General features: G+C 67.2%; 18 protein-coding genes and 1 pseudogene. 16 read left to right on the top strand and 3 right to left on the bottom strand.

The features are described from left to right. The first annotated feature begins 95 nt into the window (after positions 1 to 95). The 9 genes and pseudogenes from HBE64_RS00295 to HBE64_RS00335 all read left to right on the top strand — a co-directional run bounded on the left by HBE64_RS00295 (position 96) and on the right by HBE64_RS00335 (position 15,767). The gene (locus HBE64_RS00295; RefSeq protein ID WP_167096694.1) at positions 96 to 1,103 is read left to right on the top strand and encodes an esterase family protein; all 1,008 of its coding nucleotides are present in this window, start codon (positions 96 to 98) and stop codon (positions 1,101 to 1,103) included. Between the two features lie 159 nt (positions 1,104 to 1,262). Beyond that, the gene (locus tag HBE64_RS00300) at positions 1,263 to 2,153 is read left to right on the top strand and encodes an alpha/beta hydrolase-fold protein (protein WP_167108395.1); all 891 of its coding nucleotides are present in this window, start codon (positions 1,263 to 1,265) and stop codon (positions 2,151 to 2,153) included. A 72-nt stretch (positions 2,154 to 2,225) separates the two neighbouring features. Further along, positions 2,226 to 2,741, top strand: a complete 516-nt coding sequence (locus tag HBE64_RS00305) for a DUF732 domain-containing protein (protein WP_243841448.1) — start codon at positions 2,226 to 2,228, stop codon at positions 2,739 to 2,741. A gap of 22 nt (positions 2,742 to 2,763) precedes the next feature. Beyond that, positions 2,764 to 3,783 carry a cutinase family protein gene (locus HBE64_RS00310; RefSeq protein ID WP_167096696.1) on the top strand — a complete coding sequence of 340 codons (1,020 nt, stop codon included), beginning with the start codon at positions 2,764 to 2,766 and terminating at the stop codon, positions 3,781 to 3,783. Between the two features lie 269 nt (positions 3,784 to 4,052). Next, positions 4,053 to 5,945 carry a long-chain-fatty-acid--AMP ligase FadD32 gene (gene fadD32, locus HBE64_RS00315; protein WP_167096698.1) on the top strand — a complete coding sequence of 631 codons (1,893 nt, stop codon included), beginning with the start codon at positions 4,053 to 4,055 and terminating at the stop codon, positions 5,943 to 5,945. Between the two features lie 84 nt (positions 5,946 to 6,029). Continuing rightward, positions 6,030 to 11,387, top strand: a complete 5,358-nt coding sequence (gene pks13 / locus HBE64_RS00320; protein WP_167096700.1) for a polyketide synthase Pks13 — start codon at positions 6,030 to 6,032, stop codon at positions 11,385 to 11,387. Next, positions 11,384 to 12,934, top strand: a complete 1,551-nt coding sequence (locus tag HBE64_RS00325) for an acyl-CoA carboxylase subunit beta (RefSeq protein WP_167096702.1) — start codon at positions 11,384 to 11,386, stop codon at positions 12,932 to 12,934. The genes pks13 and HBE64_RS00325 overlap by 4 nt, the downstream gene beginning before the upstream one ends. A gap of 91 nt (positions 12,935 to 13,025) precedes the next feature. Further along, positions 13,026 to 13,420 (top strand): annotated as a pseudogene (locus HBE64_RS00330) (AhpC/TSA family protein); the annotation flags it as partial. A gap of 187 nt (positions 13,421 to 13,607) precedes the next feature. Then, complete coding sequence (locus HBE64_RS00335) at positions 13,608 to 15,767, top strand: molybdopterin oxidoreductase family protein (protein ID WP_243841590.1); 2,160 nt, start codon at positions 13,608 to 13,610, stop codon at positions 15,765 to 15,767. Here HBE64_RS00335 and HBE64_RS00340 read toward each other — a convergent pair. Together HBE64_RS00340 and HBE64_RS00345 are read right to left on the bottom strand one after the other, a co-directional pair. Then, positions 15,764 to 16,963: a glycoside hydrolase family 27 protein gene (locus HBE64_RS00340; RefSeq protein WP_243841450.1), complete on the bottom strand. Its 1,200-nt coding sequence runs from the start codon at positions 16,961 to 16,963 to the stop codon at positions 15,764 to 15,766. The genes HBE64_RS00335 and HBE64_RS00340 overlap by 4 nt on opposite strands. Positions 16,964 to 17,016: 53 nt before the next feature. Then, positions 17,017 to 17,328: a hypothetical protein gene (locus HBE64_RS00345; protein WP_167096708.1), complete on the bottom strand. Its 312-nt coding sequence runs from the start codon at positions 17,326 to 17,328 to the stop codon at positions 17,017 to 17,019. 120 nt (positions 17,329 to 17,448) lie between these two features. Between HBE64_RS00345 and HBE64_RS00350 the strand changes: the two genes are divergently transcribed. From HBE64_RS00350 to HBE64_RS00380, 7 genes are all read left to right on the top strand, one after another. Next, positions 17,449 to 18,897 (top strand): alpha/beta hydrolase family protein, encoded by a 1,449-nt coding sequence (locus tag HBE64_RS00350; RefSeq protein WP_208300540.1) that lies wholly within the window; start codon positions 17,449 to 17,451, stop codon positions 18,895 to 18,897. Positions 18,898 to 18,992: 95 nt separating this feature from the next. Beyond that, positions 18,993 to 20,861 carry a glycosyltransferase family 39 protein gene (locus tag HBE64_RS00355; RefSeq protein WP_243841451.1) on the top strand — a complete coding sequence of 623 codons (1,869 nt, stop codon included), beginning with the start codon at positions 18,993 to 18,995 and terminating at the stop codon, positions 20,859 to 20,861. Positions 20,862 to 20,899: 38 nt separating this feature from the next. Continuing rightward, positions 20,900 to 21,664 (top strand): evbL, encoded by a 765-nt coding sequence (locus HBE64_RS00360; protein WP_167096712.1) that lies wholly within the window; start codon positions 20,900 to 20,902, stop codon positions 21,662 to 21,664. Positions 21,665 to 21,902: 238 nt separating this feature from the next. Beyond that, positions 21,903 to 22,541 carry an MspA family porin gene (locus HBE64_RS00365; RefSeq protein WP_167096714.1) on the top strand — a complete coding sequence of 213 codons (639 nt, stop codon included), beginning with the start codon at positions 21,903 to 21,905 and terminating at the stop codon, positions 22,539 to 22,541. Between the two features lie 34 nt (positions 22,542 to 22,575). Then, the gene (locus HBE64_RS00370; protein WP_167096716.1) at positions 22,576 to 22,968 is read left to right on the top strand and encodes a hypothetical protein; all 393 of its coding nucleotides are present in this window, start codon (positions 22,576 to 22,578) and stop codon (positions 22,966 to 22,968) included. Then, positions 22,965 to 23,384, top strand: coding sequence for an RDD family protein (locus HBE64_RS00375; RefSeq protein ID WP_167096718.1), 420 nt, complete (start codon positions 22,965 to 22,967; stop codon positions 23,382 to 23,384). The genes HBE64_RS00370 and HBE64_RS00375 overlap by 4 nt, the downstream gene beginning before the upstream one ends. A 13-nt stretch (positions 23,385 to 23,397) precedes the next feature. Continuing rightward, positions 23,398 to 24,687: a serine/threonine-protein kinase gene (locus tag HBE64_RS00380; protein WP_167096720.1), complete on the top strand. Its 1,290-nt coding sequence runs from the start codon at positions 23,398 to 23,400 to the stop codon at positions 24,685 to 24,687. Here HBE64_RS00380 and HBE64_RS00385 read toward each other — a convergent pair whose 3' ends face one another. After that, positions 24,688 to 25,059, bottom strand: coding sequence for a hypothetical protein (locus tag HBE64_RS00385; protein ID WP_167096722.1), 372 nt, complete (start codon positions 25,057 to 25,059; stop codon positions 24,688 to 24,690). Positions 25,060 to 25,179 lie beyond the last annotated feature (120 nt).

The raw sequence follows: 25,179 nt of genomic DNA on the forward strand, positions 1-25,179 counted from the left end.
GAGGAACGACCACATCACATGTGGTTGACTGACAAGGCACTGCCGCGCCGAGTCGCATGCGGTGCAGCACACACAAAAAGGATGGGAATAGTTGCATGAAGTTCGTTGAGAAGTTGCGTGGCGCATGGCTGCGCCGGCTGACGGTCGCTGCCGCGGCCGCCGCCGTGCTGCCCGGCCTGATCGGCGTCGTCGGCGGCTCCGCAACGGCCGGAGCGTTCTCCAAGCCGGGCCTTCCGGTGGAGTACCTGGATGTGCCGTCGGCCGGTATGGGCCGCGATATCCGGGTGCAGTTCCAAAGCGGTGGCGCCAACTCGCCTGCGGTCTACCTGCTCGACGGTCTGCGTGCGCAGGACGACTTCAACGGCTGGGACATCAACACTCCCGCCTTCGAGTGGTACTACGGCTCGGGCCTGTCGGTGATCATGCCCGTCGGCGGCCAGTCCAGCTTCTACAGCGACTGGTACAAGCCGGCATGCGGCAAGGCCGGCTGCCAGACCTACAAGTGGGAGACCTTCCTGACCCAGGAACTGCCCGCGTACTTGGCCGCCAACAAGCAGGTCAAGCCGACCGGTAGCGCCGCCGTCGGTCTGTCGATGGCCGGTTCGGCCGCGCTGACCCTGGCGATCTGGCACCCCGAGCAGTTCCCGTACGCCGCTGCCCTGTCGGGCTTCCTGAACCTCTCCGAGGGCTGGTGGCCCTTCCTGGTGAACATCTCGATGGGCGACGCCGGTGGCTTCAAGGCCGACGACATGTGGGGCTCGACGGGCGATCCGAACAACGCCTGGAAGCGCAACGACCCGTTGGTCAACATCCAGAAGCTGATCGACAACAACACCCGCATCTGGATCTACTGCGGTGACGGCAAGCCGTCCGACCTCGACGCGGGCACCAGCAGCGGCAACCTGTTCAACGCGAAGTTCCTCGAAGGGTTCACCCTGCGGACGAACAAGACGTTCCGCGACACCTATCTGGCCGACGGTGGCACCAACGGGGTCTTCAACTTCCCGGCCAACGGCACCCACCAGTGGAACTACTGGGGCCAGCAGCTGCAGCAGATGAAGCCGGACATCCAGCGCGTCCTCGGGGCCACCCCGACCGCCTGATCCGTCGGCAACGACATCCGCTCAACGGCGACGATCCGATTCGTTCGGGTCGTCGCCGTTGGCGTTCAGGGATCGATGCCCCCGCCACCTCGGCATGTGATTCACTACGAGCGGGTGGCCGGGGTCTTATTTATCGCGACGAGTCGACGTGAGGTGACCATGAAGGTGTTGTCGAGGCTGTTCGGCGGAGTGTGCGCGACAGCCCTGGCTCTTGGTGTCTGGGGCGCGACCGCCCCGACGGGCCATGCCGCCGGCGTCGAGTACCTGATGGTTCCGTCCCCGGCGATGGGCCGCGACATCCCGGTTGCCTTCCAGGCCGGCGGTCCACACGCCGTGGTCCTGCTCGACGCGTTCAACGCCGGTGATCCCGTCAGCAACTGGGTGACCGCAGGCAACGCGATGAACACCCTTGCCGGTAAGGGCGTCTCGGTGGTCGCGCCGGCCAGCGGCGCGTTCACCCTCTACACCAACTGGGAGCAGGACGGCACCCGGCAGTGGGAGACCTTCCTGTCCGACGAACTGCCCAACTGGCTGGCGGCCAACAAGGGCCTCGCTCCCAGCGGCCACGCCATCGTCGGCGCCTCGCAAGGCGGCACCGGCGCCCTGATGGAGGCCACCTTCCATCCGGACCGCTACCGCTACGCCGGCTCGCTGTCGGGCTTCCCCAATCCGTCGAACACCTTCGTCAACGGCGCGCTGACCGCGGGGATGAACGAGTTCGGCGGTGTCAACACCCAGGCCATGTGGGGTGCCGCTCAGCTCGGCCGGTGGAAGTGGCACGACCCCGACGTGCACGCCCAGCTGCTGGTCGACAACAACACCCGGCTGTGGGTGTTCAGCCCGCAGACCACGACGTGCTCCGACGTTCCGGCGATGCTGGGCTACTGCGACCAGGCCCAGGGCGGCAACCGCACGTTCTACGCGCACTACCGCGCACTGGGCGGCCGCAACGGCCACTTCGACTTCCCTGTCGACGGTCAGCACGACTGGGGCAGCTGGTCGGCTCAGCTGGCCGCGATGGCGAACGACGTTGCGGCAGCCATCAAATAGCGCACGAACCGTTAGCCATCCGCAACCACTCGGCGATCCTGAGTGCATGTGTTGACCCGGTACCGTGGAGGCGTGCAGCCCACGGACGCCCGGGTTACCGGCAACGCTGCCGGTGATGCGACGGCGCCCACCGGTTCGTCGCGGCACGTCCTGGTGACAGCCGGTCTTCTGGTTCCGGCGGCCTGGCTGTTGATCGGCTGCAGCTCCGGGGAGGATCTGGTCACCACCGCCGCCCCGGCGGAGCAGGTGCTGGGACCGGTGCACGGGCAGGGCGCGTCGTTGTCGCCGGACAACGAGATGCAGTCGGCGAAGCTGGACGTCACCCCGGTGCAGCGGTCCTTCCTCGACGCGCTGTCCGCCGCTGGCGTCAAACCCTCGAGCGAGTTGCAGGCGTTGTCCATCGGCTCCTCGGTGTGCCAGGCCCACGCGGCCGGCCAAAGTGACCAGGCGGTGTGGGACTACATCGCGCCGATGGTGCGCAGCGACGTCGCCGATGCCCCTTCGTCGTCAGCGCAGACGGCTTCCGACATCCAGGTGAACGCGGTCACCGCGGATTACATCCGCATCGCGACCCAACGCCTCTGCTAGCAGGAAGACAGCTCCCCTTTCCATGGCTCGAAAAACCCGGACTAATGCCCGGCGTCGCAGGCACCGCATCCTCGCCCTGATCGCGGCGGGCGCGATGGCGGTGGCGGTGGCACTGATCGTTGCGATCATCGTGATCGTGGTGCGCAAGCCGGAGTCACCGCCGAGCGCGGTGCCTCCGACGGCGGTCCCGCCGACCACGGCCCAGCCCGGCAAGAAGCCGCGTCCGGAGTTCCAGGACGCCAGCTGCCCGGACGTGCAGCTAGTCGCCATCCCCGGCACGTGGGAGTCCTCGCCGACCGACGATCCGCTGAACCCGACGCAGTTCCCCATTGCGTTGCTGCGCAATGTCACCGGGCCGCTCGCCCAGCAGTTCGGGCGCGACCGCGTCGAGCTGTACACCGTTCCCTATACCGCGCAGTTCCACAATCCGTTGTCGGCTGACAAGCAGATGTCCTACAACGACAGCCGCACCGAGGGGACCCGCGCCGCGGTCAAGGCCATGACGGAGATGAACGAGCGGTGCCCGCTGACGTCGTATGTGATTGTCGGCTTCTCCCAGGGCGCGGTGATCGGCGGCGATCTGGCCAGCGACATCGGTAATGGCCGCGGTCCGGTCGACGAGGACCTGGTGCTGGGTGTGACGTTGATCGCCGACGGGCGCCGCCAGCTCGGCGTCGGTCAGGACATCGGGCCCAACCCGCCGGGGCAGGGCGCGGAGATCACGCTGCACGAGGTGCCGGTGCTCTCGGCGATGGGCCTGACCATGAGCGGCGAACGCCCGGGCGGGTTCGGCGCGCTGAACAACCGGACCAACCAGATCTGCGCGCCGGGTGACCTGATCTGCGCCGCACCCGAGCAGGCGTTCAACATCACCAACCTGCCCGAGACCCTCGATGTGCTCGCCGGGGGCGCCGGCCAGCCGGTGCATGCGATGTACAACACGCCGCAGTTTTGGAACCTCGACGGTCAACCGGCGACGGCGTGGACACTGAATTGGGCGCGTGACGTGATCCAGAACGCACCCGCACCGAAACACGGATGATGCGGTAACGACACCTGATCCGATTTGGCCGCCGCCGCTACTGCGCCTAACATTAAGAAGAAAATAAGAGCTACGGCGTCAGCCGTCGGCGAGGACGTGATGACACGTCCGAACTGGCGGGGGCATCCACGATCACGGTTCAGCCGGGACTTAGGTGTTCTCTGTACCATCTGTGAGGTTTGGGGCCCGCGACGCAGGGTGACCGGTGGCGCGACCTACGCGCGGCCGCCGAAGGACCCGACACAGAAGTGTTGTGACAGGAGAGTGGTATGCCGTTCCATAACCCGTTCATCAAGAACGGCCGCATCACCTTCCCTGAGGGCGCCAGCGTGGTCAAGCACGTTGAACGCTGGGCCAAGGTGCGCGGGGACAAGCTCGCCTACCGCTTTCTCGACTTCTCCACCGAGCGCGACGGTGTCGTGCGTGAACTGCGCTGGGCGGACTTCAGCGTCCGCAACCGTGCTGTGGCGGCCCGGTTGCAGCAGGTGACCCAGCCCGGCGACCGGGTGGCCATCCTGTGCCCGCAGAACCTCGAGTACCTCATCGCCATGTTCGGCACGATGTACTCGGGCCGAATCGCGGTGCCGCTGTTCGACCCCTCCGAACCGGGCCATGTCGGCCGTCTGCACGCGGTGCTCGATGACTGCTCACCCTCGGCGATCCTGACCACCACCGATGCCGCCGAAGGTGTGCGCAAGTTCTTCCGCAGCCGCCCGGCCAAGGACCGGCCCCGCGTCATCGCGGTCGACGCCGTGCCCGACGAGGTCGGCGCGACGTGGGAGCACTACGACGACATTGACGAGAACACCGTCGCTTATCTGCAGTACACGTCCGGCTCGACCCGGATCCCGACCGGCGTGCAGATCACCCATCTGAACCTGGGAACCAACATCGTTCAGGTCATCGAGGCCCTCGAGGGTGAGGAGGGCGACCGCGGTGTCTCGTGGCTGCCGTTCTTCCACGACATGGGCCTGATCACCGCTCTGTTGTCGCCGATGATCGGCCACTACTTCACCTTCATGACCCCGGCCGCGTTCGTCCGCCGCCCCGGCCGCTGGATTCGTGAGCTGGCCCGCAAACCCGGTGACACCGGCGGCACCATCTCGGTGGCGCCGAACTTCGCGTTCGACCACGCCGCGGCGCGTGGTGTCCCCAAGGACGACGAGGAGCCGCTGGACCTGTCCAACGTCAAGGCGATCCTCAACGGCAGCGAGCCGATCTCAGCGGCCACCGTGCGCCGCTTCAACGAGGCCTTCGGCCCGTTCGGCTTCCAGCCCAAGGCCATCAAACCGTCCTACGGTCTGGCCGAGGCCACGCTGTTCGTTTCGACCACCCCGTCGTCCGAGGAGCCGACGATAATCTCGGTGGACCGCGACGAACTGAACGCGGGCCGCTTCGTCGCGGTGCCGGACGACTCTCCCAAGGCCGTCGCACAGGCCGGCGCCGGCAAGATCGGCGTCGACGAGTGGGCGGTGATCGTCGACAACGACTCGGCCACCGAGCTCGCCGACGGCCAGATCGGCGAGATCTGGATCAGCGGCCAGAACATGGGCACCGGGTACTGGAACAAGCCCGAAGAGACTCACGCCACCTTCCAGAACATCCTGAAGTCGCGGACCAACCCGTCGCACGCCGAAGGCGCGGCTGACGACGCCACGTGGGTGCGCACCGGCGACCTAGGTGCGTATCACGACGGCGAGCTCTACATCACCGGCCGCACCAAGGACCTGGTGATCATCGACGGCCGTAACCACTACCCGCAGGACCTGGAGTACTCCGCGCAGGAGGCCACCAAGGCAGTGCGCACCGGGTTCGTCGCGGCGTTCTCGGTACCGGCCAACCGGCTTCCCGACGAGGTGTTCGAGAACGCCCACGCGGGTCTCAAGCGCGATCCCGACGACACCTCCGAGCAGTTGGTGATCGTCGCCGAACGGGCACCCGGGTCGCACAAGCTGGAGCTGGGGCCGGTCGTCGACGACATCCGCGCGGCGGTCGCCGTGCGTCACGGTGTCACCGTGCGTGACGTGCTGTTGACGCCGGCCGGTGCGATCCCGCGGACCTCGAGCGGCAAGATCGGCCGGCGCGCCTGCCGGTCGGCCTACCTGGACGGCAGCCTGCGTAGCGGGAAGGTGGCCAACGCCTTCCCGGACGAGACCGAATGACGACTGAAAGAAGTTCCTAAGTGGACGAAGGGGCGTGCGGCACGAGACCGTGGTCGGACGCTCCCTCGCACGAGGTGAGGCCTCATGTCTGAATCAAACACGCCCCCAGAAGATTTCACGACCAGTACCCCCGAGTCGGCCGAACTGACCCCGGCCCGCACCGACATGACCGTGGCGGAGATGCGCGAGTGGCTGCGCAACTGGGTGGCCAACGCCACCGCACAGTCGCCCGACAAGATCGACGAGTCCACCCCGATGGTCGAGCTCGGCCTGTCCTCCCGTGACGCGGTGGCGATGGCCTCCGATATCGAGGACCTCACCGGTGTCACGCTGACCGCCACGGTGGCCTTCCGCCACCCGACGATCGAGGCGCTGGCCACCGTTATCATCGAGGGTGAGCCGGAGGTCGAGTACAGCGACGACGGGCAGGACTGGGCCCGCAGCGTCGACGAAGGCATCGCCAACATCGCGATTGTCGGCCTGGCCACCCGCTTCCCGGGCGATATGAACACTCCCGACGAGATGTGGCAGGCGCTGCTCGAGGGTCGCGACGCCATCACCGATCTGCCGGACGGCCGCTGGGCTGAGTTCATGACCGAGCCCCGGCTGGCCGAGCGGATCGCCAAGGCCCGCACCCGCGGCGGCTACATCCACGACCTCAAAGGTTTCGACGCCGAGTTCTTCGCGCTGTCGAAGATGGAAGCCGACAACATGGATCCGCAGCAGCGGATGGTGCTCGAACTCACTTGGGAAGCACTGGAAAACGCCCGCATCCCGGCCTCCAGCCTGCGCGGCGAGAGTGTCGGCGTCTTCATCGGCAGTTCCACCAACGACTACAGCTACCTGGCGATGATGGATCCGCGTACCGCGCATCCCTACGCCATCACCGGCACGGCGAGCTCCATCATCGCCAACCGGGTGTCCTACTTCTACGACTTCCGCGGCCCGTCGGTCGCCGTCGACACCGCCTGCTCCAGCTCGCTGGTGGCTGTTCACCAGGGCATGCAGGCGCTGCGGACCGGTGAGGCCGACGTCGTCGTCGCGGGCGGGGTCAACGCACTGGTGACCCCGGCGGTGACGCTGGGCTTCGACGAGGTCGGTGGCGTGCTCGCCGCTGACGGCCGGATCAAGTCGTTCTCGTCCGACGCCGACGGCTACGCCCGGTCCGAGGGTGGCGGCATCCTGGTGCTCAAGCGCCTCGCCGACGCCCGCCGCGACGGCGACGAGATCCTGGCGGTGATCGCCGGCGGTGCGATCAACCACGACGGGCGCTCCAACGGCCTGCTGGCACCGAACCCGGATGCGCAGGCCGAGGTGCTGCGCAAGGCCTACAAGGACGCCGGTATCAACCCGCGCACCGTCGACTACATCGAGGCGCACGGCACCGGAACGATTCTCGGTGACCCGATCGAGGCCGACGCGCTGGGCCGTATCGTCGGTCGCGGCCGGACCGCCGAGCAGCCCGCGCTGCTGGGCGCGGTCAAGTCCAACGTCGGACACCTGGAGTCGGCCGCCGGTGCGGCCAGCCTGGCCAAGGTGGCACTAGCGTTGAGCCGCAACAAGATTCCGGCATCGATCAACTACGCGGGGCCCAACCCCTACATCGACTTCGACGGCATACATCTCAAGGTGGCCGACACCGCGACCGACTGGCCCCGCTACAGCGGCCATGCCATTGCCGGTGTCTCGGGCTTCGGCTTCGGCGGTGCCAACGCGCACCTGGTGCTGCGCGAGGTGCTGCCCACCGATCTGATCGAACCCGAGCCGCAGGCGGCTCCGGCCGACAAGCCGGACACCTCCGACGCCGCCGCTGTCTATGTCGGCGGGGTGCGGATGGACGAGTACGGCGAGTTCATTGACGATGAAGAAGCCGAGGACTTCGGTGAGCCGCGGTACGACGCCGAGGACCACGAACTCGAGCTGCCCGGCCTCACCGAGGAGGCGCTCGAGCTCATCGAAGCCGCCCGCGCGGAGTGGGAAGCCCGCGAGGACAAGCCGGTTCCCGTTGTTCCCATTGCCATTTCAGGTTTCTTGACCTCCCGCAAGCGTGCTGCCGCCGCCGAGTTGGCGGACTGGATCGACAGCCCGGAGGGCCGGGAGTCGTCGCTGGAGTCCATCGGGCGTGCGCTGTCGCGGCGCAACCACGGCCGCTCCCGGGCGGTCGTCATGGCCCACGACCACGACGAGGCCGTCAAGGGTCTGCGCGCGATCGCCGACGGCAAGCAGAGCCCGCTGGTGTACAGCGCCGACGGCCCGGTCACCAACGGCCCGGTGTGGGTGCTGGCGGGATTCGGTGCGCAGCACCGCAAGATGGGCAAGGAGCTCTACCTGCGCGACGACGTGTTCGCGGAGTGGATCAACAAGGTCGACGCGTTGATCCAGGACGAGCGCGGTTACTCGATCGTCGAGTTGATCCTCGACGACGCGATCGACTACACCAACGAGACCTGCGAGTACCCGATCGAGGTCGTGCAGACCGTCATCTTCGCCCTGCAGATCGCGCTCGGTGAACTGCTGCGCCACCACGGCGCCACCCCCGGCGCGGTGATCGGGCAGTCGCTCGGTGAGGCTGCCGCAGCGTATTTCGCCGGTGGCCTGTCGCTGGCGGACGCCACCCGCACCATCTGTTCGCGCGCGCACCTCATGGGTGAGGGCGAGGCGATGCTGTTCGGCGAGTACATCCGGCTGATGGCTCTGGTGGAGTACTCCGCCGACGAGGTCAAGACGGTGTTCTCCGACTACCCCGACCTGGAGGTGTGCGTCTACGCCGCACCGACCCAGACCGTCATCGGCGGTCCCCCGGAGCAGATCGACGCGATCGTCGCCCGCGCCGAAGCCGAGGGCAAGTTTGCGCGCAAGCTGCAGACCAAGGGCGCCAGCCACACTCAGCAGATGGACCCGCTGCTCGGTGAGCTGTCCGCCGAGATCACCGGGATCGAACCGCACCCGCTGCGGATCCCGTACTACTCGACGGTGCACGAGGGCAGCCTGATCCGGGCCGGCGGTGAGCCGATCCACGACGTCGAGTACTGGAAGAAGGGTCTGCGCCACAGCGTCTACTTCACCCAGGGCATCCGCAACGCCGTCGACAATGGGCACACCACGTTCCTAGAGCTGGCGCCGAATCCGGTGGCGCTCATGCAGGTTGGCTTGACGACCGCGTCGGCCGGGCTGCACGACGCGCAGCTCATCGCGACCCTGGCCCGCAAGCAGGACGAAGTCGAGTCGATGATCGCGGCGATGGCACAGCTCTATGTGTACGGTCACGACCTCGACATCCGGACGCTCTTCGGACCCGGCGACTTCGCCGCCATCCCGCCGACCCGGTTCAAGCGCAAGGAGCACTGGCTCAACGCGCAGTTCTCCGCCGACGGGTCGACGATGATCCCGGGCACCCACGTGGCCACCCCCGACGGCAAGCATGTCTGGGAGTTCGCCGCGCAGGGCCAGACCGATCTGGCCGCGCTGGTGAAAGCCGCTGCGGTACAGGTACTTCCGGATGCGACGCTGGCCGCCTCGGAGCAGCGCGCGGTACCCGGTGACGGTGCCCGGCTGGTGACCACGCTGACCCGGCATCCCGGTGGCGCCTCGGTGCAGGTGCACGCCCGGATTGACGAGTCCTTCACCCTGGTCTACGACGCCATCGTTACCCGTGCAGGTACTGCCTCGGCACTGCCCGCGGCGGTGGCCACCGGCGTTGCGGTGAGCGAACCGGTCGCGACCCCCGTCGCAGCGGAACCCGAGGACGACGCTCCGGACATCCTGTCCGACAATCTCGCTGCCGGCGCCGGAGTCGCTGCGTCACTGGGCAAGTGGTCCCCGGATTCCGGTGAGACCGTGCACGACCGGCTGTCGACGATCGTCGGCAGCGCCATGGGGTACGAGCCCGAGGACCTGCCGTGGGAGGTGCCGCTGATCGAGCTGGGTTTGGACTCGCTGATGGCGGTGCGGATCAAGAACCGCGTCGAGTACGACTTCGACATGCCACCGATCCAGTTGACCGCGGTACGCGACGCCAACCTCTACGCCGTCGAGAAGCTCATCGAGTACGCGATCGAGCACCGCGACGAGGTCGAGGCACTGGCCGAGGCGCAGAAGGGTAAGACGGCCGAGGAGATCGCCGCGGCACAGGCTGAGCTGATGGGCGGGGCCTCCACGGTCGCCGAGCTCGAGGCCAAGCTGGCCGAGGCCGGTCACCCGCTGGCCACCGAGTCGGAGCCGGCAGCGGTTCCGCCGCCGCCGACAAACCCGGCCGGGCCGAACGTCCCGCCGCCGCCCACCGATCCGTCGGGCCCCGCTAAGTCCACGGCCGCCGCAGTGGCTGCCAAGGTACTCACCCAGGAGGCGGTCACAGAGGCGCTGGGTGCCGACGTCCCGCCGCGTGAGGCCGCCGAGCGGGTCACGTTCGCGACGTGGGCGATCGTCACCGGCAAGTCGCCGGGCGGCATCTTCAACGAGTTGCCCGCCGTCGACGATGACACGGCCGCGAAGCTCGCCGAACGGCTCTCCGAGCGTGCCGAGGGAACCATCACCGTCGAGGACGTCCGGGCCGCCAGGACCATCGAGGAATTGGCCACCACGGTGCGGCAGTACCTCGAGGCCGGTGAGCTCGAAGGTTTCGTACGCACTCTGCGCGCCCCCAAAGAGAGCAGCACGCACGTCCCGGTGTTCGTGTTCCATCCGGCGGGCGGGTCGACGGTGGTCTACGAGCCGCTGCTCAAGCGTCTGCCGCCGGAAACCCCGGTCTACGGACTCGAGCGCGTCGAGGGCTCCATCGAGGAGCGGGCCGCCGAGTACGTGCCCAAGCTGATGGAGATCAACGGCAAGGGCCCGTACATCCTGGCCGGCTGGTCGCTGGGTGGCGCATTGGCCTACGCCTGCGCGGTCGGCCTGAAGCGCAACGGTTGCGACGTCCGCTTCGTGGGACTCATCGACACGGTGCGCGCCGGCGAGGAGGTGCCGCAGACCAAGGAGGAGATCCGGGCCCGCTGGGACCGCTACGCGCTGTTCGCGCAACGGACGTTCAACGTGGAGATTCCGGAGATCCCCTACGAGCAGCTCGAGCAGCTCGACGACGAGGGTCAGGTGCGTTTCGTGCTCGACGCCGTCAAGGACGCCGGGGTCGACATCCCGGGCGGCATCATCGAGCATCAGCGGACGTCGTATCTGGACAACCGGGCACTGGACACCGCCAACATCGAGCAGTACGACGGTCACGTCACGCTGTACATGGCCGAGCGCTACCACGATGACGCGATCATGTTCGAGCCGCGCTATGCGATTCGCCAGCCCGACGGCGGGTGGGGTGAGTTCGTGTCCGAGCTCGAAGTCGTGCCCATCGGGGGCGAGCACATCCAGGCGATCGACGAGCCGTACATTGCGAAGGTCGGTGCCCACATGAGCGCGGCGATCAGCCGCATTGATGCTGAGGAGAACCAGTGACCGCCAGCACAACTGCCGAGAAGCTAGCCGAACTCCGCGCGAAGCTGGAGCTGGCCAAGGAACCCGGCGGTGCGAAGGCCGTGGCAAAGCGCGAGAAGAAGGGCATCCCCAGTGCCCGCGCGCGCATCCTCGATCTGGTCGACCCGGGCAGCTTCCTGGAGATCGGCGCGCTTGCCAAAACGCCCGGCGATCCCGACGCGCTCTTCGGCGACGGCGTGGTGACGGGGCACGGCACCATCAACGGCCGCCCCGTCGGGGTATTCAGCCACGACCAGACGGTGTTCCAGGGCACCGTCGGCGAGATGTTCGGCCGCAAGGTCGCCCGCCTGATGGAGTGGGTCGCCATGGTGGGCTGCCCGATCATCGGGATCAACGACTCCGGCGGCGCCCGCATCCAGGACGCGGCGACTTCGCTGGCCTGGTACGCCGAGTTGGGTCGCAGACACGAATTGCTGTCCGGCATCGTGCCGCAGATCTCGATCATCCTCGGCAAGTGCGCGGGTGGTGCGGTGTACTCGCCGATCCAGACCGATCTGGTTGTCGCGGTGCGTGATCAGGGCTACATGTTCGTCACCGGACCCGATGTCATCAAGGACGTCACCGGCGAGGAAGTCAGCCTCGACGAACTCGGTGGCGCCGACTACCAGGCCCGCTACGGCAACATCCACCAGGTCGTGGACTCGGAGAAGGCCGCGTTCCAGTTCGTCCGCGACTACCTGGACTTCCTGCCGTCCAACACCTTTGACGATGCACCGATCGTCAACCCTGGTCTGGAGCCGGAGATCACCCCGCACGACCTCGAGCTCGACAGCCTCGTCCCGGATGCCGACAACACCGCCTACGACATGCATGAGATCCTGCTGCGGATCTTCGACGACGGCGATTTCCTCGACGTCGGCGCCCAGGCCGGCCAGGCGATCATCACCGGCTACGCGCGGGTCGACGGCCGCCCGGTAGCGGTGATCGCCAACCAGCCGATGCACAACGCGGGCGCGATCGACAACGAGGAGTCCGACAAGGCGGCCCGCTTCGTGCGGTTCAACGACTCTTTCAACATCCCGCTCGTGTTTGTCGTCGACACCCCGGGGTTCATGCCCGGGGTGCAGCAGGAGAAGAACGGCATCATCAAGCGCGGTGGCCGATTCCTGTACTCGGTGGTGGAGGCCGATGTGCCGAAGGTGACCATCACCATCCGCAAGTCCTATGGCGGCGCGTACGCGGTGATGGGCAGCAAGCAGCTGACCGCGGACATGAACTTCGTGTGGCCGACCGCGCGCATCGCGGTGATCGGTGCCGAGGGCGCCGCGCAGCTGTTGGTGAAGCGATTCCCCGATCCCACTGCGCCCGAGGTGCAGAAGATCAAGGCCGACTTCATCGAGGGATACAACCTCAATATGGCCACCCCCTACATCGCGGCCGAACGCGGTTATGTCGACGCGGTGATCGAGCCGCACCAGACCCGGCTGCTGCTGCGTAAGTCGCTGAAGTTGTTGCGCGACAAGCAGATCAACCGCGTGCTGCGCAAGCACGGTTTGATCCCGATCTAAGCCGATGCCCAGGCTGGCCGCCGGTTCGGTGCTCGCACCGTTCACGCTCACCGCGCTGGACGGATCGGTCGTCGCCGTGCCGGGTCCCGGCCGGCACGCCGAGATCGCGGCCGCCGGCATCACCGAGGTGACGTTCTTCCACTCCGCTGCCGAGCATCTGCGCGGGTATCAGGCCGACCTGCCGTTCGCCGTCATCGCCGACCCGGACCGGGTGTACTACCACAGGTTCGGCATGGAAAGGGCGTGCGGTCACTGGCCGACCCGCGGGCGCTGGCCGCGGCCGTCCGCGGCGGCCGGCAGTGGATGGCTCATCGCGGCGAACCGGACTGGGCCGGGGTGGGGGAGAATGACGGGACCACGCATCTGGGGCTGCCCGCGGACTTCCTGATCGACACCGACGGCACTCTGGTCGCCGTGCATTATGGCAGCCACGCCGACGACCAGTGGTCGGTGGACGAGCTGCTGGAAATCAGCCGGACCAGCTAGTTTCCAACCATCCACAGAAGTTACTCACACCTGTGTAATTCGAAGTAATTTAGCCCGCGCTGTCATTTTTGACGAAACAACAGTCCGGCCGGCACGGCCGAACTACCGTGACGAGGTGACCTCCGAGCCGCTTGCCCCCACCGGCCGGGACGGCCGCCACCTCTACACGTGCCCGCTGTGTGAAGCCATGTGCGGCTTGGAGATTCAGGTCGAGCGCGGCCGCGTGGCCGGCGTCCGCGGCAACCCCGACGACGTGTGGAGCCGCGGGCACCTGTGCCCCAAGGGCACCTCGCTGGGCGCCATTCATCACGACCCGGACCGCATCCGGGCACCGATGATCAAGGTTGACGGCCAGTGGCGCGAGGTCAGCTGGGACGAGGCGTTCCGGCGTTGCACCGAACTGCTGGCGCCGGTCATCGCCGAGCACGGTATCGGTGCGGTCACCTGCTACACCGGCAATCCGCTGGCGCACTCGTTCTCGCTGGGCCGCTACACCGGGGTGCTGCTGGGCATGTCCGGCATCCCGGTCAGCTACTCGCCGGGCACGGTCGACCAGTGGCCCAAGAACCTGTCCTCGCATCTGATGTACGGCAACTGGTGGGGCTTCCCGGTGCCCGATATCGAGCGCACCGACCTGCTGGTGATCATGGGTGCCAACCCGGCGGCATCGCAGGGTTCGCTGCTGGCCGCCCCCGACGTCATGGGCATCATCGCCGGTATCGACACGGTGATCGTCATCGACCCGGTGCGCACGCCCACCGCGGCCAAGGCCGACGAATGGCTGCCCATCACCCCGGGCACCGACGCCGCCCTGCTGCTCGCAGTCGTGCACACCTTGTTCGACGAGAACCTGGTGAACCTCGGCCGGCTCGGCGACCACATCGACGGCGTCGACGTCTTGCGCGCGGCGGCGGCGGATTGGACCCCCGAGCGCGTGGCAGGCGTCACCGGCATCGACGCCGAACGGACGCGCCACCTGGCCCGCCAACTGGCGGAGACGGAAAGAGCCGTCGTCTACGGCCGAATCGGCTTGTGCAATCAGGAGTTCGGCAGCCTGGCCAGCTGGCTGGTCGACGTTGTCAACATTCTCACCGGACACTTCGACACGGCGGGCGGCGCGATGTTCCCGCGCCCGGCGGTCTGGACCGTCACCTCCCAGCCGCAGCCCGGCCTGGAAGGCGGACTGCCCGAGTTCGGCCGCTGGAAGACCCGGGTGCGCGGCGCCAAGGAAGTGCTCGGCCAGGTGCCGGTGTCATGTCTGGCCGAGGAGATCGAGACCCCCGGCGAGGGCCAGATCAAGGCACTGATCACCGTCGCGGGAAACCCGGTGCTGTCCACACCCGGTGGGCACCGCCTCGACGCGGTGCTGCCGCAACTCGACGCGATGATCGCCGTCGACCTGTGGCTCAACGAGACCACCCGGCACGCCGACGTGATCCTGCCGGGGCTGTCCCCGCTGGAGCAGCCGCATCATGACGACCTGATCCTGGCGTTCGCGATCGGCAGCATCGCCAACTACTCGGCGCCGGTGTTCGCACCTGAGGACCCGGATCGGCCGCAGGAGTGGGAGATCCTGGTCCGCCTGACCGGTCTGTGCGCCGGAACACCCGCTGAGGACGTCGACGTCGCCGCCATCGACGACGGCTTCTTCGACTACCTCTGCTTCACCCAGGGGCTCGACGGCGCGCAGATCCGCAGCCACTACGAGCACGGCGGACCCGAACGCATCCTGGACCTGACGCTGCGCACCGGCCCGTTCGGCGACCGCTACGGCGAGAATCCGGGCGGCCTGAGCCTGGACCTGTTGAAGGACAACCCGAATGGCATCAACTTCGGGCCGATGGTGCCGCAGGTGCCCGAGATCCTGAACACCACGGACAAGAAGATCCGGCTGGCCCCGCTGTATCTGCTCGACGACCTGCCCCGGCTGGCGGGCCGGTTGGAGCGTGCACCTGAGGACCTGGTTTTGGTCAGCCGTCGGCACCTGCGCTCGAATAACACGTGGCTGCACAATGTTCCGGCGCTGATGAAGGGCCGCGACCGGTGCACGCTGCTGATGCACCCGGCCGACGCCGCCCGCCGCGGGGTGGCCGACGGCACGACCGTCAGCGTTGCCTCCTCGGCGGGGCGCATCGAGGTCGCCGTGGAGGTCACCGATGCCATCAAGCCCGGCGTGGTCTCGATGCCGCACGGCTGGGGTCACGGTCAGCCGGGAACCCGGCTGTCGGTGGCCAACGGCTCACCCGGGGTGAACACCAACATCCTTTCTCCCCCAACATTTCTCGATGAACCGTCGGGCAACGGCGCGCTCAACGGCATCCCGGTGGATGTCGCCCCGGTGGGTTAGCTGCAGCGTGGATCGACCCGCAGTACATCCGTTGCATGGGGAGCCAGCTGCTCGGCCGCCAAGTCGCCGGTCGTGGAGTGTTCGGTGTGCGTCCACAGGTCCCGTACCCGGTAGCAGGCCACAGCTGGCAGGCCCACGGCCGCTGTAGTCGTGGCGATCGAAGCCGACTGCGGGTCTGGGTTGACGATCGCCACGGCGACCGCGCCCCCGGTGAGAGGCTTGACCATGATGCGGGGATCTTGGGCCAGCGGGCGGGCTTGGCGGACCAACGGATCCTGGTCGACCGCGATGATGTCGTGATTGGTGAGGATGTCGCGGGTTTGTGCCGTCATCGAGCGAATATCGTTGCCTGCCAATAGGGGTGCGGCCATCATCGCCCACAGTGACACATGGGTCCGCTGCTCGTCTTCGGTCATGCTGGGCCCGTGTTCGTCGGCCAGCGTCTGCGACATGCCGCTGTGGCTGGCCACGAACTCGGGCCATGATATTCCAGCGACGAGCATGTCGGGATCGTTGACGTAGCCGGGTCGGCTGCGCGCTGCCAGCGGGCCGGCCACCTGCACTTGTTCGCGCACCCCGAGAACCGGTTCTTCGGAGGCGAATTCAGTGCGCCACAGCGGAACCAAATCTATGGTGTTGCGCGTCATGTCGGCGACGGAGGACCAGTCGAATGCCGCCCCGGCGCCGGGGTCACCGGAGGTGTTGGGGTTGATGCTGTAGACGATGGACCGTCCGGTCGCACGGAGGGCGTCGCGCATCGCGGTGAACCGATTGATCTGATCGGCCCGGCTCTGATCGGTACTGCACCAGTCGTACTTCAGGAAGTCGACACCCCACCGGGCGAAGGTACGCGCGTCGGCCGACTCGTGTCCGGCGCTGGCATTGTGTTCACCGATCCCGCACAGTTGGTAACTGGGGCTGGCGTAGAGGCCCAGCAGCATCCCGTGATCGTGGGCATATCCGGCCAGCGCGGCGATGCCGTGGGGAAACCGCGTGGGATCAGCCTGAAGGTCGCCGTCGGCGTCCCGGTCGGCGGCGGCCCAGCCTGCATCCAGATTGACGTAGCGGTAGCCGGCGTCTCGCATCCCCGAGGACACCATGGCATCGATAGTCTCCTCGACGTTCTGTTCGGACAGCGCGATCCCCGAGTTCCACGAATTCCACCCCATCGGTGGTGTCGAGATGGTCGGCGCCATGCGGCCCGCGGTGGGTGAGCCTCCGCACCCTGCGACGGCGGAGCCCAGGATGGCTAGGCAGCAGAGAATCGACGGGGTTCGGCGCATGGCGCAACACTAGGGTGTGACTCACCGAAACGGGTGTGCGCCAGGCTGACGATACGTTCGGCTTGCCGTTCGTCGGTGGGGTCGGCGGCAACCAGCAGGAATCGATTGCTGCTGTAGCCGTGGCCTATTCGCACCAACTTCACAGGATTTCTGTCTGTGGCGACCACGCGGTAGCCGGCGCGGAGCAGGGTGCGGGCAACGATGTATCCGCGCTCGGTCCCGGCATCAGGGACGAGCACGACGGGGGATTCGTCGACAGGTGTCGGGATCGATGTCATGACGTCAGTCAACGGCGCCGAGGTGAGCGGTTGCTATGTGGCCGCTACGAATTCGCGGTGTCGCGAGTGAGTTCAGCTGGTTGACATGATCTGTACAGGACGGTGCCGCATCCTGGTGCAGTGCCGCCGAACGGCCCCACCCCGACACCGGTCCCGCAGCCCGTTGTCATGCCCCGGCTGCCCGATCCGGACTTCAACAAGCTCGGGCACGGTGTGTCGTTGCTGGGCGGCTGGCTGCCGATCACCGTCCAGATCGGGACATTCGTCGCTGTGATCGTGGCCGTCGGTTGGCGGTCCCGGCGGTGGCGGCTGGTGTGGCTCCCGATCGTCGCGGCGGTGGGCGCGGGCGCCGCCTGCACTGCTCGAGCCTGGATGGAGTCCGAAGGCTTGGCGTCGAACCCGGCACCGCTTCGATTGTGGGTGTGGACGGGTCTCGGGGCGGCAACGCTCGCGGTGGCGGTGCTCGGATGGCGCAGCGCCGCACCGTGGCGCCGAACGCTATCGCTGCTCGCGATTCCGTTGACGCTGCTGAGCACACTGGTGGTGCTCAACCAATGGGTCGGCTACTACTCCACGGTGCAGCGTGCGTGGGGCGATCTGACCTCGGGCCCGCTGCCTGACCAGATCAGGGACAGCGATCTGGCCGGATTGCGCAACACCTTTCCGTCGACGGGCAAGCTGCTCGTCGTCGATACTCCTGAAGTCAGAAGCGGATTCAAGCACCGCAGCGAGTACGTCTACCTGCCGCCGGTGTGGTTCTCCGGCTCGGCGCCGACCCGGTTGCCGGCGATGATGATGATCGGCGGCGAATTCGGCAACCCGTCGAACTGGATCCGGACCGGCAACGCTGTGGCCACCCTCGACGCGTTTGCCCGCGCACATCGTGGGTGGGCCCCGGTGGTGGTCTTCGTCGATTCCAGCGGCAGCTTCAACAATGACACCGAATGTGTGAACGGGCCGCGCGGCAATGCCGCCGACCACCTCACCGAGGAGGTTCGCCCCTACGTCATCTCCCGATTCGGTGCTTCGGCTGAGCCGGCAGACTGGGCTGCGGTGGGTTGGTCGGCCGGCGGGACCTGTGCGATGAACCTGGCCGTCATGCATCCGGACCTCTTCGCCACATTCGTCGACATCGGTGGCGATCGTGGGCCGAATTCCGGCACCAAGGAACAGACCATCGAACGCCTCTACGGCGGCAACCCCGCGATGTGGGATGCCTTCGACACCCGCACGGTGATGACCAGACATGGACCGTATGCCGGCGTCGCGGGCCTGTTCAACGACTCGCAGGAACCGCCCGACGACAAGACCAAGGATCTCCCGGATCGGCACGACGACCGGCTGGCTCCGGTGGGATACGGCGGTCATGGTGACGAGGATCAGTTCCGGGAAAAGGGTGCCCTCCCGGACCTGTGTGCGGCGGCGGTGGCGGTGCACATCGACTGCACCCTAAGGATTTACGTCGGCTATCACACCTGGCAGTTCGCGCAGCGCGCGTTCGCCGATTCACTGCCCTGGCTCGCCGAGCGGCTGCATGGACCTGACGCTGAGGTGTCCTTCGGCTCATAGGCCACGCACAAGAAAAACCAAGCCTCGACCATTCTTCGGCTGTCGAAATAGACGGTATGACCGCAGTTCTTGAAGGCCCACACAGTGTTGCCGATATGCCGAAACCACACCGGTTCAGGCTCTCGCGCACCGCGTGGCGGCGCATCGGCCTGGCTGGCTTGCTGATCGCCACTGCCGTCACCTATCTCTTTAACATCACCATCAACGGCATGGGCAATGCGTTCTATGCCGGTGCCGCGCAGGCTGGTTCCAAGAACTGGGAAGCACTGTTGTTCGGGTCGGTCGATCCCGGCAACTTCATCACGGTCGACAAGCCACCGGTGTCCCAATGGGTGATGGGCCTGTCCGGGCAGATCTTCGGATTCAGTAGCGCCAGCATGCTGGTACCCGAAGCGCTGATGGCGGTGGCTGCGGTTGCCCTGCTATATGGCGCAGTGCGCCGTATCGCGGGGACCGGTGCAGGTTTCTTGGCGGGTGCGGCGTTCGCGTTGACACCCGTGGTGGCGTTGATGTTTCGCTACAACAACCCGGACGCGGTGATGGTCCTGCTGATGCTGGCAGCCGCCTACTGCGGGGTGCGGGCCCTCGAACGCGGCAGCCTCAAGTGGATGATGTTGGCCGGTTCCGCCCTCGGGTTTGCCTTCCTGGCCAAGATGCTGGAAGGCCTGATGGTTGCGCCGGCGATCGGACTGGCCTATCTGCTGGTCGCACCGACGTCGGTTCGGCGCCGGCTGGCACATCTGGCAGCCGCAGTCGGCGCTTGCCTGCTGTCTGCTGGTTGGTTCGTCGCAGTGACGCTGCTGTGGCCCGCCTCGTCGCGTCCGTATTTGGCCGGCTCGACGGACAACAACTTCATGAACCTGGTAATCGGGTACAACGGCCTGGCCCGGGTCCTGGGCCGCGGTAACGCCGGTGCCACCGATGCTCACGCCGGACCTCCTGCCGGCTTCGACCAGCACTCCGGTGCCGCCGGAATTACCGGCTCCGGACACCAGAATCCTGGTCTGACAAGGCTTTTCAGTGGTGAATTCGGCATCGAGATGAGCTGGCTACTTCCGGCCGCGCTGCTCGGTCTGATCTTCGTCCTCGTGGTGCGTGCGCATGCGCCACGTACCGACCTGCTCCGGGGAGGGGCCCTGTTGTTCGGTGGCTGGCTGCTGGTCGACGGGCTCGTCCTGAGCTACATGAAGGGGATGGCGCACCCCTACTACTGCCTGTCAGTGGTGCCTGCGGTGGCCGCGCTCGCCGCCATCGGTGGGGGCGAGATGTGGCGCACCCGCGACCGGCTGTTCGGTCGAATCAGCCTGGCGGCGAACGTGCTGCTGACGGCGCTCTGGAGTTGGCGACTGCTGGACGGCAATCTGCACTGGGCGTCGGTTATGCGCTGGGTCGTCGTGATTGCAGGGGTCGCCGCCGCCGTCATGCTACTTGCGGCGCCGCGTGCGAACCGTGGACGGCTCGCCGCCGCGGCACTGACCCTCGGCATCATTGCCAGCGGAATGGGTTCGGCCGCTTATGCTTTAGCGACCATCGAAGTGCCGCACACCGGAGGGATGGCCCAGGTGGGTCCCGCGCAACCGGCCCACGACGGCGGTGACCGGCCGGATCGCGGCGGCCAGGAGTCCAATGCGCAGCTCGACGGCCTCTTGGCGGGCACCGACACGAAATGGTCGGCAGCCGTCAACGGGTCATCGGCAGCGGCCGCCCTGGAACTCGCCACCAACACCTCGGTGATGGCGATCGGTGGATTCGGTGGGAACGACCCCGTTCCCTCGCTCACCCAGTTTCAGGCTTATGTCGCCAATCATGAGATCGGTTACTACGTCACCTCTCCCGGCAGCCAGCAGGGACCCGGCCGCGGAAACCAGCACGCCGACATCACTGCGTGGGTCGCGGCGAACTTTGCAGCCAAGGCTGTCGGTTCGGCCACCGTCTACGATCTGACGGCCCCGCTGAAGCCATAGCGACCCGGCCCCGGCGACGACATCCCTACACTCCACCTATGCCGCACACCGACACCGACACCGCCGCCGTCCGCACCGCAGGGGCGGCCATCGGCGAAGCCGTCAGCATCTTCATGCTCAGCCCGGAGACCGTGCAGAAGAGCCTGGAGGCCGGCTATCCGGACCCGTTCGCCGCCTACTTCGCCGGTCGCGGCGGGGTACTCGGCCGCGCCACCGACACCACCGTCAACGCGGTGTTCGCCGTGTTCGAGCCGAACGTCGTCCGCGCGTGCTGGCAGGCCGGTGTGGCCGTACGCGACGCGCCCGAGAGCGCTCAACTGTATTGGGAGCAGGCTGCCGAGTATGGCCGGGAGCACCTGGCCGGAGCCGAGGGCCTGGACCGGATCGCCGAGCTGGGCGAGAAGGTGATCGCGGCAGCGCCGGAGCCGGGACTGCCGCTCTACGCCGGCTGGCGCGCCATGCCGCTTGCCGACGACCCCGCGGCGCGGGCGTTCCAGGTGATGTTCGTGCTGCGCGAGCTGCGGGCCGCCGTGCACTTCAATGCGCTGACGATCTCCGGGATCAGCCCGGTCGAGGCGCACCTGCTCAACAAAGGACCCGAATACGCCGCATTCATGGGCTGGCAGCCGCCCTACGTCGATGTCGATCCGGCGAAGAAAGACCGCTATACCGAGGTCGAGGGCCTGACGAACCGCCGGATGGCCGAGATCGTCGACGCGGCCCTGACGCCTGCGGAGATCGAGGACTTGGCGCGGCTGTCCGTCGCCGCGCTGGCCAGGCTCAAGCAACCCGCCCAGGGCTAGATCGGATCGCTGCGATTCTTGGCCGTCGATGATGGCGTCAAAGTTTTTTCAGCAGTGTGATTTTCGGTTGCGATCACAACAAAGGTGCAGCTGGCGCTCAGTTTGAGCGGTTGCCTGCCTTGCCGTCCGCCCCGCCGGGACGCCCGGGCGGTTGTGGCGAAGCGATTCCTGATGTGACACCCTCCGGGTACGAATTTCACAGTCAACTGCCAGGAACCGCTCGTCACAAAGGGAGAACATGAGGATTTTCGGTCGGCTGCTGGTAGCGATGATCGCCGCTGTCGCGGCATTGTTCGTGGGTACGGGGACCTCGAACGCGGGTCTGGACAATCAGCTGAGCCTGGTCGACGGCGGTGGCCGTACGTTGACGATCCAGCAGTGGGACACCTTCCTGGACGGCGTGTTCCCCTTGGACCGCAACCGGCTGACCCGTGAGTGGTTCCACTCCGGCAAGGCTGTCTACAGCGTCGTGGGCTCCGGTGCCGACGAGTTCGCGGGCACCTTGGAGCTGGGCTACCAGGTGGGCTTCCCGTGGTCACTGGGTGTGGGTATCAACTTCAGCTACACCACCCCCAACATCCTGCTCGACGATGTGAACCTCTCACCCACCGGTTTCAACCCGCTGGGCTCGATCATCACCCCGAACCTGTTCCCCGGTGTGTCGATCAGTGCCGACCTGGGCAACGGCCCGGGCATCCAGGAAGTCGCCACCTTCTCGGTCGACGTCGAAGGTCCGAACGGCGCGGTCGCGGTGGCCAACGCCCACGGCACCGTCACCGGTGCGGCCGGCGGTGTGCTGCTGCGCCCGTTCGCCCGGCTGATCTCCAAGGCCGGCGACAGCGTCACCACCTACGGCGAACCCTGGAACATGAACTGATCCGACCGACCAGGTGCGTGGCTACGATGCCGGGGTGCCCTGGGAACAACTGCCGCTGATCGGCGGGTGGCTTCGTACCACGCGTGTCGAAGCGACCCGGGCCACCGTCGCGGCCGTCACCAGGATCGCCGAGTTGGTTCTCGACCAGATCGACCTGACCGCCCTGGTCCGTGAGCGCGTCGACATCGACGCGATCGTGGCCGACGTCGATATCGACGCCATCATCGCCCGGATTGATCTGATCGGGCTGGCCGACCAGATCATCGACGGGGTCGACCTGCCCGCGATCATCCGGGAGTCCACCGGCACCGTGACCGCCGAGGTGATGACCGACGTCCGCACCCAGACCGCCAGGGCCGACGACGTCGTCGCCGGATTCGTCGACCGGGTACTGGGCCGCAACCAGGATCCTCGGGACGGGCAGTGACCAACGCTGGCATCGTCTCGCGTGGTGCGGCCGCCCTCGTCGACATGTTGGTCGTCGTCGTCACCATGGGTCTGCTCTATCTCGGGCAGGTGCTCATCACCCTGATCGTGAACCCGGCGGCGTTCCGGTTCCCGGCGCCGAACCTGATCTTCTCCACCGCCGCCACGTTCGTCGTGTCGGTGCTGTACCTGACCGTCTGCTGGGCGCTGTCCGGCCGGACCGTGGGTGCGGTGCTGTTGGGCGTGCGTGTCCTGGGGCGGCGCACCGACCGCCTGCCGCTGGCCGTCGCCGCGGTCCGGGCGGTGGCGTGTGTGCTGTTTCCCATCGGGCTGGCCTGGGTCGCCGTCGACAAGCAACGGCGCTCGGTGCAGGACCTCGTGCTGGGCAGCCGTGTCGTCTATGACCGGCCGGCCTGACTAGGATGCCCCAATGCCGTTAGCGGACGGCCAGGTTGTTGCTGGTTACACCATCGTTCGGACCTTGGGTGCCGGCGGAATGGGTGAGGTCTACCTCGTCCAGCACCCGCGACTGCCCCGACACGACGCGTTGAAGGTGCTCGGGTCGGCGGTCAGCCGTGACGAGGAGTACCGGCAGCGGTTCAGCCTGGAAGCCGATATGGTCGCCACCCTGTCGCATCCGCACATCGTGACGATCTACGACCGCGGCGAGTTCGAGGACAAGCTGTGGATCGCGATGGAGTTCATCGACGGCACCGACGCCTCGCATCTGCTCGCCGACCGCTACCCCTACGGCATGCCGCCCGACGAGGTGGTGCGCATCGTCACCGCGGTGGCCGAGGCCCTCGACTACGCGCACAGTCGTGGGCTGCTGCACCGAGACATCAAGCCCGCCAACATTCTTCTGGGTCATCCCGACTCCGGCGACCGGCGGGTCGCTCTGGCCGACTTCGGCATCGCCCGCTGGATGGGGCAGGCCAGTGGGCTCACCGGAACCAACATGACGGTAGGGACGGTGGCCTACGCCGCCCCCGAACAACTCAAAGGTGAGGAGATCGACGGTCACGCCGACCAGTACGCCCTGGCCGCCACCGCCTATCACCTGCTGACCGGTATGCCGCCGTTTCAGCACACCAACCCGGCCATCGTCATCAGCCAGCATCTGAGTTCGGATCCCCCCGCGATCGGCGCCAAGCGCCCGGAACTCGCCGGGCTGGGCCCGGTGTTCGCCAAGGCGCTGGCCAAGAATGCCGACGCCCGGTATGCGCGGTGCGTCGACTTCGCCCATGATCTGCGTCGTTGTCTGGGGGCGGCCGAATTCGAGTCCGGTGCGGTGGCGCTGACTGCCCAGTCAGCGACGGCGGGCCGGGCGAAGAAGCCCGTGGGTTCCCGCGCCCGGCACGCTAAACCGGAGTCGGCTCGCTCCCGGCGGCGCCGGTTGATCCCGGCGATCCTGGGCGCGGTGATCGTTGTGGCCGGTGCGGCCGCCGGGATCAGCCTGCTGTTCGGCCACCACGGCGTGCACAACACGGCCACCACCCAGTCGCCCGTGGCGGCACCGCCCCCGCCACCGGCGGTGTCGAGCCGAATGGACCTGCCGATCGTGGTGATCGGCGCCAACTGCGGGGTGATGGGGGCGGCGGCCGTCAGTGAGACGGGCGCGCCTGCCTACTGCGCGCACGCCGCGCCGGGGGCGCCCAACACGGTGTGGTCGCTGCAGCCCGAACAGCTGCTGCGCGACCGTCAGTCACCGGGCGGGTGATTACAGGCCGATCCACTGGCCGAGGAACCAGAAGCCCCAGCCGTGGCCGTCGCCGGCCTGCATCGGCTGTACCCACTGGCCGTTGAAGTTGAACGGCTGATGGTCCTGGCGGCCCTGGTCCATACCGCGGTTCTGCCAGTCGACCGGACCGGGGCCGCCGGGGCCACCCGGGCCGCCGGGGCCGCCGGGGCCGTTATTCCAGTTGTTCTGTCCGCCTGGTCCGCCCGGACCCTGTTGGCAGGCAGCCGGATTCGGCCCGCCACATGGCTGGCCGGGGTCCGCGCTCGCGGTGCCGATACCGAGTCCGAATAGGCCGGCCGCGCCGATACCGGTCGCCACCGCCGAGGTGTAGAGCATGCGCTTGAAGTTCATCGTCGTCTCCCTTTGTGTACTTCTGCTTGCCTCTGCAACGTTATGAAGTACCGATGGGTACCGCCTGTGGCGTTCATGGGCTCGCGCTAGGCATTCGGTAACGGAACGAAAACGCTCCGG

This window comes from Mycobacterium sp. DL592, from assembly GCF_011694515.1.
Lineage (GTDB): Bacteria > Actinomycetota > Actinomycetes > Mycobacteriales > Mycobacteriaceae > Mycobacterium.

Excerpts from the sequence above, each read along its gene's own strand:
- HBE64_RS00345 (WP_167096708.1), bottom strand. The coding sequence starts at position 17,328 with ATGACATCGATCCCGACACCTGTCGACGAATCCCCCGTCGTGCTCGTC.
- HBE64_RS00360 (WP_167096712.1), top strand. The coding sequence starts at position 20,900 with ATGCCGCACACCGACACCGACACCGCCGCCGTCCGCACCGCAGGGGCG.
- fadD32 (WP_167096698.1), top strand. The coding sequence starts at position 4,053 with ATGCCGTTCCATAACCCGTTCATCAAGAACGGCCGCATCACCTTCCCT.
- HBE64_RS00380 (WP_167096720.1), top strand. The coding sequence starts at position 23,398 with ATGCCGTTAGCGGACGGCCAGGTTGTTGCTGGTTACACCATCGTTCGG.
- HBE64_RS00365 (WP_167096714.1), top strand. The coding sequence starts at position 21,903 with ATGAGGATTTTCGGTCGGCTGCTGGTAGCGATGATCGCCGCTGTCGCG.
- HBE64_RS00300 (WP_167108395.1), top strand. The coding sequence starts at position 1,263 with ATGAAGGTGTTGTCGAGGCTGTTCGGCGGAGTGTGCGCGACAGCCCTG.
- HBE64_RS00340 (WP_243841450.1), bottom strand. The coding sequence starts at position 16,963 with ATGGCGCCGACCATCTCGACACCACCGATGGGGTGGAATTCGTGGAAC.
- HBE64_RS00295 (WP_167096694.1), top strand. The coding sequence starts at position 96 with ATGAAGTTCGTTGAGAAGTTGCGTGGCGCATGGCTGCGCCGGCTGACG.
- HBE64_RS00385 (WP_167096722.1), bottom strand. The coding sequence starts at position 25,059 with ATGAACTTCAAGCGCATGCTCTACACCTCGGCGGTGGCGACCGGTATC.
- HBE64_RS00310 (WP_167096696.1), top strand. The coding sequence starts at position 2,764 with ATGGCTCGAAAAACCCGGACTAATGCCCGGCGTCGCAGGCACCGCATC.
- HBE64_RS00335 (WP_243841590.1), top strand. The coding sequence starts at position 13,608 with ATGTGCGGCTTGGAGATTCAGGTCGAGCGCGGCCGCGTGGCCGGCGTC.
- HBE64_RS00355 (WP_243841451.1), top strand. The coding sequence starts at position 18,993 with ATGCCGAAACCACACCGGTTCAGGCTCTCGCGCACCGCGTGGCGGCGC.
- pks13 (WP_167096700.1), top strand. The coding sequence starts at position 6,030 with ATGTCTGAATCAAACACGCCCCCAGAAGATTTCACGACCAGTACCCCC.